The organism is Cyclobacteriaceae bacterium (assembly GCA_013141055.1).
Lineage (GTDB): Bacteria > Bacteroidota > Bacteroidia > Cytophagales > Cyclobacteriaceae > ELB16-189.
Map to the genome: position 1 here is coordinate 313,497 of JABFRS010000002.1, position 13,355 is coordinate 326,851.

General features: G+C 45.4%; 12 protein-coding genes and 1 tRNA gene. 4 read left to right on the forward strand and 9 right to left on the reverse strand.

The window, feature by feature from the left end; translation table 11 throughout:
* Positions 1–34 precede the first annotated feature (34 nt).
* Positions 35–1,594 (reverse strand): YjgP/YjgQ family permease, encoded by a 1,560-nt coding sequence (locus tag HOP08_15935; protein NOT76419.1) that lies wholly within the window; start codon positions 1,592–1,594, stop codon positions 35–37.
* Positions 1,595–1,807: 213 nt separating this feature from the next.
* Positions 1,808–1,884, reverse strand: a tRNA-Met gene (locus HOP08_15940).
* Between the two features lie 284 nt (positions 1,885–2,168).
* On the opposite strand from HOP08_15940, the gene HOP08_15945 reads away from it, so the two are divergent.
* The 4 genes from HOP08_15945 to HOP08_15960 all read left to right on the forward strand — a co-directional run bounded on the left by HOP08_15945 (position 2,169) and on the right by HOP08_15960 (position 6,417).
* Positions 2,169–2,567, forward strand: coding sequence for an ATPase (locus HOP08_15945; protein NOT76420.1), 399 nt, complete (start codon positions 2,169–2,171; stop codon positions 2,565–2,567).
* A 174-nt stretch (positions 2,568–2,741) separates the two neighbouring features.
* Positions 2,742–4,391, forward strand: a complete 1,650-nt coding sequence (gene pgi, locus HOP08_15950) for a glucose-6-phosphate isomerase (protein ID NOT76421.1) — start codon at positions 2,742–2,744, stop codon at positions 4,389–4,391.
* A gap of 47 nt (positions 4,392–4,438) precedes the next feature.
* Entirely contained in the window at positions 4,439–5,428 is a 990-nt protein-coding gene (pfkA, locus tag HOP08_15955; protein NOT76422.1) for a 6-phosphofructokinase, read from the forward strand.
* Positions 5,429–5,439: 11 nt separating this feature from the next.
* Positions 5,440–6,417 (forward strand): ROK family protein, encoded by a 978-nt coding sequence (locus HOP08_15960; protein ID NOT76423.1) that lies wholly within the window; start codon positions 5,440–5,442, stop codon positions 6,415–6,417.
* A 6-nt stretch (positions 6,418–6,423) separates the two neighbouring features.
* On the opposite strand, the gene HOP08_15965 is transcribed toward HOP08_15960, so the two are convergent.
* From HOP08_15965 to HOP08_15995, 7 genes are all read right to left on the reverse strand, one after another.
* On the reverse strand, positions 6,424–7,302 hold the full coding sequence (locus HOP08_15965) for a hypothetical protein (protein ID NOT76424.1): 879 nt from the start codon (positions 7,300–7,302) through the stop codon (positions 6,424–6,426).
* Positions 7,303–7,304: 2 nt separating this feature from the next.
* The gene (locus tag HOP08_15970) at positions 7,305–8,183 is read right to left on the reverse strand and encodes a hypothetical protein (protein ID NOT76425.1); all 879 of its coding nucleotides are present in this window, start codon (positions 8,181–8,183) and stop codon (positions 7,305–7,307) included.
* Between the two features lie 123 nt (positions 8,184–8,306).
* A complete protein-coding gene (locus HOP08_15975) occupies positions 8,307–9,932 on the reverse strand; it encodes a hypothetical protein (GenBank protein NOT76426.1) in 1,626 nt (541 codons plus the stop codon).
* Positions 9,933–10,482: 550 nt separating this feature from the next.
* The gene (locus HOP08_15980; protein ID NOT76427.1) at positions 10,483–10,974 is read right to left on the reverse strand and encodes a hypothetical protein; all 492 of its coding nucleotides are present in this window, start codon (positions 10,972–10,974) and stop codon (positions 10,483–10,485) included.
* A 40-nt stretch (positions 10,975–11,014) separates the two neighbouring features.
* Positions 11,015–11,650: an N-acetylmuramoyl-L-alanine amidase gene (locus HOP08_15985; GenBank protein NOT76428.1), complete on the reverse strand. Its 636-nt coding sequence runs from the start codon at positions 11,648–11,650 to the stop codon at positions 11,015–11,017.
* Between the two features lie 6 nt (positions 11,651–11,656).
* The gene (locus HOP08_15990; protein ID NOT76429.1) at positions 11,657–12,292 is read right to left on the reverse strand and encodes a hypothetical protein; all 636 of its coding nucleotides are present in this window, start codon (positions 12,290–12,292) and stop codon (positions 11,657–11,659) included.
* A 101-nt stretch (positions 12,293–12,393) separates the two neighbouring features.
* On the reverse strand, positions 12,394–12,948 hold the full coding sequence (locus tag HOP08_15995) for a hypothetical protein (protein ID NOT76430.1): 555 nt from the start codon (positions 12,946–12,948) through the stop codon (positions 12,394–12,396).
* Positions 12,949–13,355: the final 407 nt, after the last annotated feature.

Consider the following 13,355-nt stretch of genomic DNA (forward strand, 5'->3'; position numbering starts at 1 on the left):
AGCTAATTCCTTAAAAGCACCAAATTCAGACTGACTACTGAACAGCCGGCTTCTTTATCCCAAAACGCTTCCTCAGCTTGTCGAAGAACACATTATAGAAGTCTGCGTCAAACAACCGTGCATCAAGTCTTGCCTGGCGCAGGAACAATAGTCCGATAATTGTCAGCAGGAAGTCGGCCGCCCATATCCCCACCGGCACTGGTATCTTATCCTGAGCCGCCCACTTCTCCCCTGTACTGGAGATGAGATAGAAGAAGATGAAGAACATGATTGATGTGATCACCGGAACACCAAGCCCGCCTTTCTTAATAATTGCCCCGAGCGGCGCACCGATCAGAAACATTACGATGCATGCAATGGAATTGGAGAATATCTTATGCCATTGTGTACGGAACACTTTATACTCTGAACCATAGCCAGTCTTTGTGGCATTCATATTCGACAGCGAACTCTTCATCACCCTGGTTTGATTGAGGGCTGTGGTCACTTCACTGATATTGGCAGGTGCTACAAAAACACTATCTGAAACATGATAGTCTTTTGCCGTTAGTGAATCCCTGGTGTATGCCTTATACAACTGAACCTGCGGCAACTTAGTAGATCCCGGATTTTTAAGCTCTGTAATGGAATCCTTTCGTTCTTTGTACGCCTTAAGATCCGGTGGCAGATCGAGTGTGTCGGTCCTGCCATGAAAAGCAAACATCTGGTTCCTGGAGTAGTATGTGATCAATCTTGTGCCGTTGATCTCCCGGTTAACAGAGTCCATGTCCTGATCCAGCTCAAGAATATTTCGCATGATGCGGTTGCCCTGAAACCATTTCTTTTCTGTGCGCTGCAGTCCGAACGATGACAGGTCAAAGACAATGTCCATCTTTCCGAACTTGGTTTTTCTCAACGACTCAGCAGAGTTGGCTGAACCTGTCTGAGCATGATTGGAAGTACCTTCCGTAAAATCATAACCATCATAAAGCTCCAGCTTGAGATACTGATCATTTAATATGGTGAACATCCTTCCTGAATCGGCAATGGTAACTTTCTTGTTACCCGTCATACCGCGGTGATCGTAGATGATCACATTCTTTAAGGACGATCCATCCTTGAATTTCTTACCGACCTTGATGCTGATCTCCGGTATCCCGGAATAAAAAGTCCCTTCTTCCAGATCAAGGGCAGGCTTTTTCTGCTTGATGTCATACATCAGACTGTAGGCTTCCAGGGCCGCTTTCGGCACCACATTATTGTTGACGTAGAAGGCGAAGCAGGTGAGAAAGACCACAAAGAAGAAAATGGGGACCAGAGCCCGCGACAGGGATATGCCAAGACTTTTAATAGCGGTGATCTCAAAATGCTCGCTGAGATTTCCAAAGGTAATGAGAGAGGAAAGCAGCACCGCCAGCGGCAATGCCAGCGGAGTCATGAAGATGGCAAAGTAGAATAAAAGAGCCCCGACAACATCCCAGCCCAGGTCTTTTCCGATGATGTCATCGAAATACTTGAGCATGTGCTGAAGCAGCAGGATAAACACCACGACCAGAAACGTCAGGATAAACGGCCCAAGAAACGAGGTGAGGATAAGCTTATCTATTTTCTTCATTCAGCAATGGAGTGTCAAAAATAGCGCCACTATGAAGTATTGCTAATAAAATTTGATATTTCATCGAAGTATTGGAGGCAAACTTCCTATTTGAAGAATGTCTAATATGAAAGTTAAGAGCAAACTTCATACTGGGGGGAGCCTGCTATGAAGTTTGCAAGCAAACCTGATATCTAATGTAAGTATGTTATGAAATATGCTTGCAATACTTCATGGTAGCGAGGAGCAGATTTGAACTGCCGACCTTCGGGTTATGAATCCGATGCTCTAACCAACTGAGCTACCTCGCCATTTTTCCACCGAAGCTCTGTCTCAGAGCGAATCCACCGTCGCCAAAGCTATGGTGGACGATGTACGCCTTCGCCAAGGCTACGCGTACAAGGGGCCGCAAATTTATAAACTTTTATCATTCTGACGCACTCCCCAGGCGATATATGTAAAAATGCAGGGAAGTCTTTCCTTACACTGAAGCTGCTCCACTCCTCACCTAAAACGATTGTTCCGGGATTTCATACATTGCCGTTCAGTAAGAAATCGATATATTCCCTTACTGATCGAAAGGATGGAAACACAAATGACCAAGAAGCAACTTTTTACTGCTGACTACGAACTTCACGCTTCTGTAAAAATGCTTTATCCTTATATGCAGACCGCCAGCGGTTTATCCGAATGGTTTGCTGATGATGTAAAGATCAGTCCTGAAAAAGTATTCAAGTTCTACTGGGATCATGAAGAACGCAAAGCCGTCATCAGTTCACAACGCGCCAATCATTTCGTGCGGTTTGAATACCTCCCCGAGAACGAAGACGACAAGACCGATCCCTCCTATTTCGAACTCAATCTTGAAGTCAACGAGCTTACCCAGATGACTTTTCTTAAAGTGTACGACTATTCAGATTTCAATGACATGGAAGAACTCCAGGATCTATGGGATGGACTGGTTGACAATCTGAAGAAGGTTGTTGGTGGATAGTATTGGCTCCGCCGCACCTCTATCTTTTACATTCCTCTGCCCAAAAATCATACTCTGACAGGCTGCAATTCATGCTTTTTAGTGTTGAACGGCTTCATTTCTCATGCTTTTAGTTGGAAATTTGACCAACTTCGCACCCACCAAATCTAATTTCAAAGCTTACCCCTTATCGCTATGCTCCCTAACGTAAATCCTATCGAAACACGCGTGTGGCAAAGAATGACTGCCCATTATCTAGACATGCAGGCAACTCCCATGCGCTTCCTGTTTGAATCGGATCCTCAGCGCTTCCAGAATTATCATCTTCAGTTTGAAGACATCCTTGTTGATTACTCCAAAAACATCATCAATGAAGATACCATGAAGCTTCTGCTGGAGCTGGCGAAAGAATGTAATCTTACCGAAGCGATCGAAGCGATGTTCAACGGGCAACCGATCAATCAGACGGAACGCCGACCTGTTCTTCACGTTGCCTTACGCAACAGAAGCAACGCTCCTATACTCGCGAATGGAGAAAATGTAATGCCGCTGGTGAATGCTGCGCTGGCACAAATGAAATCATTCTCCGATCGTCTTCTCTCCGGTGAGTGGAAAGGTCATTCCGGAAAGGCGATCACAGACATTGTCAATATTGGTATTGGCGGATCGGATCTCGGACCATTGATGGTCACGGAAGCATTGAAGCCATATCAAAAGAATATCAAGCCGCACTTCGTTTCCAATATCGATGGAACACACCTTGCGGAAACATTAAAGATCGTTAATCCCGATACCACACTCTTCATCATTGCTTCCAAAACGTTTACCACACAGGAGACGATGACGAACGCAGAATCAGCGAGAAACTGGTTCCTGGAAAAGACCAACCAGAAAGGAGATGTATCGAAACATTTCGTTGCGCTTTCCACCAATGAGAAAGATGTAAAGGCATTCGGTATTGCACCTGAGAATATGTTTGTATTCTGGGATTGGGTCGGTGGACGCTATTCACTATGGTCTTCCATCGGTCTGTCCATCGCATGTACCATCGGCTATGACAATTTTGTTCAGTTGCTGGAAGGTGCCAATGCCATGGATGACCATTTCAAAACCACACCAGCAGAAAAGAACATTCCAGTTATCCTTGCACTCATTGGTATCTGGTACACCAACTTCTTCGATGCACAAAGTGAAGCCATCCTTCCATATGATCAATATCTTCATCGCTTTGCCGCTTACTTCCAGCAGGGAAATATGGAAAGCAATGGAAAGTCTGTTGATCGCAATGGTCAGCCTGTATTATATCAGACGGGTCCGGTTATCTGGGGCGAACCAGGAACCAATGGCCAGCATGCATTCTATCAATTAATTCACCAGGGAACCAAAGTCATACCATGTGATTTCATTGCACCGGTGATCAGTCACAACCCGATCGGTGATCATCATGCGATCCTTCTTTCCAACTTCTTTGCTCAGACAGAAGCATTGATGATGGGCAAGACGGAAGATGAGGTGAAGGCCGAACTCAAGGGTAAGGGAATGAGTGAAGATGAGATTGCATTCCTGGTACCATACCGTGTCTTCTCAGGAAACAGACCGAGCAACTCATTTATGTTCAAGCAGCTTACACCCCGTACGCTGGGCAGCCTGATCGCCATGTATGAGCACAAGATCTTCGTCCAGGGAGTGATCTGGAACATCTTCAGCTTCGACCAGTGGGGAGTGGAATTAGGGAAAGTGCTGGCCAAGAAAATCCTGCCCGAATTGAGCTCAAATACCGAGGTCACTTCTCACGATTCTTCCACAAATGGCCTTATAGCTTATTTCAAACGGTTGAAAAGATAGGTATTGAAAAACCTTTATTCTCCCCTAATTTTAGCACTTATTTGGCTTTGACAGACACAAAAATTTCGAAGATCGGGGTCTTTACCTCGGGTGGAGATGCTCCCGGAATGAACGCTGCTATCCGTGCAGTGGTGCGGGCCGGCATTTATTATCAGAAAGAACTTTTCGGGATCATCCATGGATATGAAGGCATGATTGAAGGGGAAATCGTAAAGCTTGGAGCACGTTCCGTCGGGAATATTCTTCAGCGTGGCGGTACCATCTTAAAGTCAGCACGCAGTGACAACTTCCGCACAAAGGAAGGTCGCGCGAAAGCATACGAAACGCTCAAGAAGAACAACATCGACGCATTGGTTGCCATTGGTGGTGATGGAACGTTTACAGGTCTTCATCTTTTCTATCAGGAGTTTGGAATTCCATCTGTTTGTATTCCCGGCACCATCGACAATGACATTGCCGGAACGGATTATACGATCGGTTATGATACTGCTACCAACACTGCCGTGGAAGCCATTGACAAGATCCGTGATACTGCTCTTTCACACAACAGACTTTTCTTTATTGAAGTAATGGGTCGTCACTCGGGATACATCGCATTGAACAGCGGAATCGCCGGAGGTGCAGTTGCGATCATAATTCCGGAACAGGAGATATCTTTTGATCAGCTCTATAGCGTTCTCGAACAGAGTGGAAGGACCAGCAAGAAATCAAGTCTCGTTGTCGTAGCCGAAGGTTCAAAGATCGGCGGGGCCAATGATCTTGCGAGAATGGTTGCGGAACGCTCCAACTACTTTGACATTAAGGTTACAATACTCGGACACCTTCAGCGAGGTGGTGCTCCTACTTACTTTGACCGTGTACTGGCAAGTCGTATGGGTGTAGCGGCGGTGGAAGGATTGATAAATAATGAGAAGGATTGCATGGTTGGAATTCACAACAACCAGATTGTATTCAATCCATTCGATAGCATCATGAATGGACAGCATCATGAGATTGATCAGGAGTCGTTGAGGTTGGCAAAAATTTTATCTATTTAAGAAGTAGAAAGATGAAAGAACTAACAGTAGGGATTGACATTGGCGGTACCAATACAAAGTTTGGAGTAGTCGACCGTGAAGGGAAGGTTTATCACCAGGCGAATATTGTTACTACCGACTATGATGATTTCGAAGATTTCTTTGAAGCCATGGCAGATGCTCTCCGTGAAGGAATGAACTTCCTCCCTTCCGATTCAAGAATCGTTGGAATCGGAATCGGTGCAGCGAACGGCAATTACTATAAAGGAACCATCGAGCGTGCCACCAACCTTAAATGGAAAGGTGTGCTTCCCCTGGCTAAGTTGTTTAAAGATGAATTCGGAGTTCCCTGTATTCTTACCAATGATGCCAACGCTGCGGCGGTTGGTGAAATGATCTACGGTCATGCAAAAGGCATGAAGGATTTTGTTGTGATCACATTAGGTACTGGTTTGGGAAGTGGATTTGTGTGCGGCGGACTTTTATTAAACGGTCATCACGGTATTGCCGGTGAGCTGGGTCATACTTCCGTGAATCCTGCAGGACGTTATTGCAATTGTGGTAAAAGAGGATGCCTGGAAACATATGTTTCAGCAACCGGTATCAAGAGAACCGTTTACAAACTGTTAGCGGATCATCTTGAACCAAGTGAATTGCGCGGCATCAGCTTTGAAGATCTTAATACTAAAATGATATCAGAAGCTGCCAACCGTGGTGATACGGTTGCCAAAGAAGCTTTCGAATATACTGGACGAATACTCGGAATGAAGCTTGCGGATACTGTTGTTCATACCGACCCTCAGGCGATCTTCCTGTTCGGCGGACTTGCACTGGCAGGTGATCTTATCTTCAAGCCGACATTGTATCACATGGAACAGAACCTCATGCCGCTGTTCCGCGGAAAAGTAAAAATACTTCCATCCGCCATGCAGAATCAGGCCGCTCCTATTCTTGGTGCCAGCAGTCTCGTATGGGATTACCTGGAGAAGACGAAGGAGGCTGTAGCCTAAACCTTGTTATAATCTAAACCCAACTCCAAACTGGAATCCCAGGTTGGTTAGCGAAGCGTGATCTATCGGATACCGGTAAGGCGCGTCGAATGAATTGGGATCTGAATAGATATACTTGTAGATATAGTTGAACTGTGTATAATACACCGTGTCAAAAACAGGCGGCACGATCTGATTGACACCATTACGGGTATTGACAGTCAGCTTGCCTTTATCCGGTCTGAAGTCCAGGATGGTAAGATTAACTTCTCCAAAGAAACTCCACCGGGTGCCAACAGGTATAGCTATTCCCAACGATGACTTCACCCCTACGGTAAACTGACCCGTCGCTTCAAGCTTTCTTTCATAGTGATTTTTCTCTTGCTGATTGCCTGTCAGCACTTCATCTGAAATAGTTTCAGTGTATCTTTTCGAGATGCCGCCGGTAGGGCCTACTTTATAATAAAACTCTACGCTCTTTACGGGTATGTAAAATACAATGGATGGTGTGAACAGCATCGCTTCGATACTATTGCTGGTAACAGTATTAGTCGTTCTGAATGTTCCGAAAGATTCATCGACTGTCCGGTTGTTGGCACTGATCTTTTTACCGTAAAGACCCTGCACATCCAGGTCGGCGCCAAGCGACAGCTTTCCTTCGGCTGACGGTTTACCGAAGCGTATGCTGTAACCCAGGTTTAATGTCAGACCTGAGCCATAAGAATCATATACGTTTTCATAATTGTAAGAACCTGCTTGATAATTATAATTGTAGTTGGTTCCCGTTACTGTGGAAGCTACAGGGAATCCATATCCAACTCCAAAGCGGATCGTTGATCGTCCCTGACCCATCGATGTGAATTGAATAAGAATCAATGCACAGAATATTAATGTGATCTTTTTCATGGCTACTCAGTTACTACTTTGCTTAATTTGAATGATACTCCTGCCTGCAAGGCTACGCTGCTCATGGAGCTTCGGCTTTCTCCTGTTATACTTGGTTTGGTTTGATCGATCGGCACCAATAAGTTTATGGTTGCCCCTTTTACAAAAACAGTCTCCCGCTGATACACTGTCAGTGATGACATGTTGCTGGACCCATTGACCGTAGATGCTGTGATCACCTTCTTGTCAGGAATAAAATTCAATGCGGTAAGACTTACCTCTCCGAAAATACTTATCCGCTGGCTCATGGGTATCATGATACCTATGGCAGAACGGAAACCTAATGAGAACTTGCCGGTGGTTTCTGATTTGGTTCCTGTAGAAGTCGTAGGATTGGAATTGTCGTAGGGCGTCTTGGTGCGAAACTGTTCATCATAGGTTGTGGAAGAAATACTTGCTACTACTCCCAGCTTTCCATAAACTTCAAACTTGCTGACCGGAACAAAAAACACAACTGACGGCGTTATATAAATAGCATTAGCATACGTGCTTCTCGGATTATCTTCATAGTAATTATACGGCAGCACACCATCGTTTACATTGTCTGCGTGATAGCCTATGTCGATCTTCTTGCCGAAGAGCGCCTGAAACTCAAGATCCAATCCAATGTTTGATTTAAATCGCTTTGTAAATCCTGCATTGACATTGAATCCCGCTCCGTAAGAGGTAAAGATCGCATCTCCATAGGATCCATTGAAACCGAAGACCGTGGTCGTTCCGACAAACGTTCTCGTCAATGGAAAACCATAACCCACCCCTAAGCGCAAAGAAGTCTCCTGTGCATGAAGAGAAATCTGAAAAGCGAATATCGATATGATAGAGAGTATAAAAGCTTTTTTCATATTCAATGGTTAGCAATGAATGATCTGATAAAGGTAAGTTGAAAGAATGAAAGAAGATTGTGTAATGATGAATAATCATCCGCGATTTTCACGACTACAATTCTTATGCCATCGGAACAAACGTCACTTCAACGGGAATTCAAATCCGAAACGTACCGCAATCTGATCTTTATACGGTGACTGGTTATCCGGATTATATAAATTATAGAGCGCCTCGGTAGTGCCTCGCACACTTTTATAAACACGGAAGTCTTTTTTAATTCCTACAAAAGCACTCCATATCCACTGTCGCCTGAGGAAATGAACATTGGGTGCGGCCAGTCGCGACACATTTGCATAATCGTATTCAGGAACAAAGCGAAGACTAAAACCTTTCGGGAGATTATACTGAACGATGGCACGCGGACCATACATCCTCTGATCACGCTGCTGACGATCAAAGGCAATCCGCTGTACCCATCCTGCACCGGCAGAGAATCGTGGAGATATCTTATAAAGTGCACCGATGCTGACGTCGCCTACAAATGATCCTGTAGAGATGATCTGAAAATTAATGTGCGGAACAATACGTTCGATGAAAGGTTTGTCGTGAAGTGGGTTGGGTAATTTCTTTGGAAGCTCCGCCATGCTTTTAACATCGTCGTACTTTGTTTTAAGCTTTGCCATCTTGTCCATCGCCTGCTGCAGCACCGCCTCCTGACCGGCGAAGTGATTGGTGGCTTCCTTCATTGCTTCCTGCTTCACCATGTTAAGGGCAGCAGAATCCGGACGACCTTTGAGCTGTGATTTATACTTATCAACCTCTGCTGTTTTATCTTTTATCTCCCCTGCTGCCTGCGATTTCATCACTTCATTCTCTGCAGTCTTGTCTAGGTTTTTTACTTCGCCGACGTTGCCATCTTTTATCTTGTTAAGATCTTCTCCATAACCTTTCGCCTGATTTGAAATCTTTGACAAGTCGGCGGCAGGATTGTTAATTCCCGGAAGACCGGAAGGATTCTTAGCTCCCGGAATGTTGGCATTCCCCAACGAAGGATTATTAATGTTTACTCCTGGAATCTGCAAGCCCGGCAGTTGGGCAGATGAGCTCACATTCGGTATGGATCCATTCACCATGGGAATGCTATAGCCGTTGATGGACTGAGAGAGTTTATTAACGGGGTCCTGCATCTGTGGCGGAAGCTCAATGGAACCAAGTCCTTTGGTTGCTTTTTGTTTTGCACGATCCACCTTGCCATTTAACTCCGAGAGCTTTTGATTACGGGTCATATTAATGCTATCAAGCTTTGCGGTGAGCTTGGTCGTGGGTAGTTTGAGGGTACGCAAACTATCAATGCGATGCTGAAGTGTACGACCCGCAGAGTCAAGATGATTGATGGGCTTGCGATATGAAAGCTGGATACTGTCGACGCTGGACTGGAAGTGCGAGCGAATGGAGTCAGCTTTATGGATGGCGGCACGTGAAGCGCTGTCGCCTGGAACTTTTATGTTTATGCTATCGAGTTTGTTATTTAATCTCTTGCTGGCCGAATCAATTTTTGTTGTTGGATCAGGGAGTTTGATGGTTGGGATACGGAGTGTGTCTTTCCCTTCCTGGGAGAAAGCGAGGTGAGAAAGAAAGAGAAGAAGGGCCAGGGAGAGGGAGAACTTCACGGAATTAAAGGTAAGGAATAGTGGGGATGGATTATCAATTGATGGTCCAGGGTTTTTAACAGTGGGAATGGGATAATGGGATATTTTCGTAACCATTTCAAAGGTTTCAATTTGGGTGGGAAAACCATTGAAACGGTTATCGATGTTTTGCGGACTAATCAATACCCACGGTTAAAACCGTGGGCTGTATCATCGGAACATCTCACGCATATTGCAATGATGGTTATTTCATATTGTTGCATACCTACGGCACGCCGATGCAAACTACGATGCTTTGCTACAAAGATTTGGTCCCTACAGGACCTTAACTACCCACACACAATAAGAGATGTCACGATCGTTATCATATAACCAACGCGGCATGTAGGTATTGGTCCCAGCGGGACTTAATCTTTGTAGAAATGGTATGATTAGGGGGCCGGCGTGCCGTAGGTACGCAACATTTTCATATTGCCACGGATGATTTGGATAGCCAATAAAAACAGCCCACGGTTTTAACCGTGGGGTTGAAAATTGATGTCAACATTGGTAACCATTTCAATGGTTTTTCACCTCCAATTAATTTGAAACCATAAAATGGTTGAGGTGAAATGATCCGATTATTTCATTTTTTATCCGCGGATCCGTAATTCCTCTTCTATTCTCCTCACCCTCCCAAATCCTTCTTCATCTCCTTCATCCTCGACCCTGCCGAACTTCCCCAATAGTATGCTGCGATCGCAAGAACAATATCACGCACCGCCGCGCGACTCTCAATAAATATCTCACGCATGTCGAGCGGGATCGTGCCCATCGTCGAGATCACCACCGTATACACAAAGCATACGAGTATCACAATTCCGAAGACGGTCATGAACCAGTCTATGTGACCCGCCGCCGCAACGAATTCCTTTTCCCGCGTCCTGGCATTCGCCACATCCGTGAGTCGCTTGTCAAGCTCTTCAAGATTGAGCTTATAGATTTCCATAAACTGCTTCTTGTCATCTTCCGTGAGCTTGCTGTTGTTTCCCAGCACAACATCTTTCAATCGCTCGAGCGTGCGGATGCCCGGTATCATGTCTCCTATTCCCTGGAGCAGGTGGTCAAGTCCTTTGCCTGAAAGAAATTTTCCTATGTCCGTTTCTTTTAGTGGTTTCATAATTTTTCAATTTGATGGTGATTGAATCTCCTGTCGGATCTTATATCGGCTTGGTGTGCTCGGTATAGCTGATGGACAGGAACAGTATCTCGGCGATCTTAGCGCGACCTGCATCGCTCAACAGGAACTCTGCTTCCCTGCGGTTGTCGAAGAACAGGTTTTCAATGAGGATCGCAGGACAATTGGTTTTCCTCAGCACATAAAAATCTTCTTCTTTATCTGCGTCACCATCGGTACGGTCCTGACGGAATTTGAACTGGTCAAAATAATCCGTATAGAAGTCAGCAAAGATATCAGCGATGATATCGCTTTTGGTTTGTCCCTTCGACGTGTAGATGGAGACTCCCGAACCTTTACCATGCTTTCCTTCCGGCATCGCATCACTATGGATGGAGAGATAGATGCAGCGCTGATCAGTTGATGCCTGGATCTTGTTGGCTGTTGAAACTCTTTTACTGAGGGGCGTGTCTTTTACAGCATCATATACCAGTTCATAATCAAACTTACATTGCGTCAACGATTCAATCAGAAGGTCCATGATCGCGCGGTTGTTGACACCTTCATAGAACGTGAGACCATCGTCAAACACGTGCATCTTTGCGGGCGATGTTGTGTACAGTCCCTCTTTGGTCATGCCTCCGTGGCCGGCATCCAGTAGCCATTTATAAGTGCTCATGTTGATTTATCTTTTTTGGTGATAATGTTTATTTGAGAATCGTGCTGACTTTGAAAAGTAGACGGGTGCATAGTTTGTCTGCTCCTCCTGCCCCACTACTTTCTCCGCGGTCTGTTGATTGCCGGGATGGTCGAATGCCGTGACGGTAATGATGGTGCCTGGCAACGATCTGTTTTGCTTGCGCACAGAATATCTCCATAATTGAGAAGGCGCATTATCTTTCACGGCATCTCCATGCTCAAGCTCGCGGCCATTGCCGGTGGTGATGCTCACGACTACACGCGCTACCCTGAAGTCATCGATTGCCCGGATAGAGATAAGATCATGAATCAAACCGCTATAGAAACGGGTGTCGATGCCCCGCACCTGAGGCGCAGTGAGTGCATCACACATCGCCACCTTATAAGCAGTGGTCTTCTTTCTAGTGATGCCTGTTTCATAGAGCGCTCTCCGATCGTCTTTCGCGATTTGCATTTGGGCATAGCGGATTGCATTGGTAAACCGATCACGATTTGCCTGCTGTGATGCAGCAAAAGGTTTCTTACCACTTGACTTCGGATGATTTGTACTTAATAAATGTGAGATTCTCATGAGTGCATTGAGTATCCATGGAAGCTGTTGACTATCGATTGATCCTTTCATAAGATTTTTATTTGTGTGGAAAGAGATTTTAAGAAGTCCCTCCCTTGTGAGAGGGACTTCTGTTCACTATACTGGCTTGGTCAACAAGTCAGCGATAACCGTTACAACACTTTTTCAAACTCTGTGCTGTTGCCGGCGCGATCGAAGGCGATGGCAGTGATCTTTGTTCCAGGCAGTGATGGATTGGCTACCGTAGCCTCGTAAGTCCACATGAAAATTTTCTGCAGATTCTGTACAGCTTCACCCTGCTCGAGCTCATTGCCGGCGGCGTCCGTGATGATGACCGTCACGCTGGTGACCATGAAGTCATCCTTGGCTTTGACGACGATGGCATCTTCAACGGCACCTTTGTATTTGCTGGTGTAGATAGGACCCACACGCGGTGCATTGAGGTAGTCGCTTACTGCAACGACGAAGGCACTGCGCATTTTTCCTTTGACACCAGAGGAGTAGATCTCCTTTGATTCATCGGTGAGGTTGCTGGCATAGATGGTCGCTTCCTGGAATTTCTCCTGGTTCGTTGCTGCTAAACCGACGGCTTTGGCGGCTTTGCGTTTGGGACGGTTCTTAAAAATCAGTCGGCCGTTTACTTTTCGCGCGGAGACGCTTTCGCCGAACACACCACCCAATTCGGTTTGATCTTTCAGTGTACTCATAACAATTTTTTGTTTGGTCTCACACGATACTCATGAGATCTGCTGATGATGATGCAACTGTGCCGGTGATATCTCCAGGATAGCTAGCATACCTGAGAGGCGCGCCAACGGCAAACATGAAATCAGCATCAACGATCTGTGAGTTCGTGCTTGGGTCAAATATGAAATGGTGGTGGAGGGCGATTGTAACGAACTGTTACAAACTGTTAAGAACTGTTACGAAACTACACGAATACTCACGATCTGTTAGAAACTGTAAGGAACTGTTAGAAACTGTTACGATCTGTTAGAAACTGTTAGGAACTGTTAGGAACTGTTAGAAACTGTTAGAAACTGTTAGAAACTGTTAGAAACTGTAAGGAACTGTTAAGAACTGTTAGGAAACTGATCGCCTCGTCCGGAAGCGG

Coding starts and splice junctions, on each gene's coding strand:
- HOP08_15935 (NOT76419.1), bottom strand. CDS start 1,594: ATGAAGAAAATAGATAAGCTTATCCTCACCTCGTTTCTTGGGCCGTTT.
- HOP08_15945 (NOT76420.1), top strand. CDS start 2,169: ATGACCAAGAAGCAACTTTTTACTGCTGACTACGAACTTCACGCTTCT.
- pgi (NOT76421.1), top strand. CDS start 2,742: ATGCTCCCTAACGTAAATCCTATCGAAACACGCGTGTGGCAAAGAATG.
- HOP08_15960 (NOT76423.1), top strand. CDS start 5,440: ATGAAAGAACTAACAGTAGGGATTGACATTGGCGGTACCAATACAAAG.
- HOP08_15965 (NOT76424.1), bottom strand. CDS start 7,302: ATGAAAAAGATCACATTAATATTCTGTGCATTGATTCTTATTCAATTC.
- HOP08_15970 (NOT76425.1), bottom strand. CDS start 8,183: ATGAAAAAAGCTTTTATACTCTCTATCATATCGATATTCGCTTTTCAG.
- HOP08_15975 (NOT76426.1), bottom strand. CDS start 9,932: ATGGTTACGAAAATATCCCATTATCCCATTCCCACTGTTAAAAACCCT.
- HOP08_15980 (NOT76427.1), bottom strand. CDS start 10,974: ATGAAACCACTAAAAGAAACGGACATAGGAAAATTTCTTTCAGGCAAA.
- HOP08_15985 (NOT76428.1), bottom strand. CDS start 11,650: ATGAGCACTTATAAATGGCTACTGGATGCCGGCCACGGAGGCATGACC.
- HOP08_15990 (NOT76429.1), bottom strand. CDS start 12,292: ATGAAAGGATCAATCGATAGTCAACAGCTTCCATGGATACTCAATGCA.
- HOP08_15995 (NOT76430.1), bottom strand. CDS start 12,948: ATGAGTACACTGAAAGATCAAACCGAATTGGGTGGTGTGTTCGGCGAA.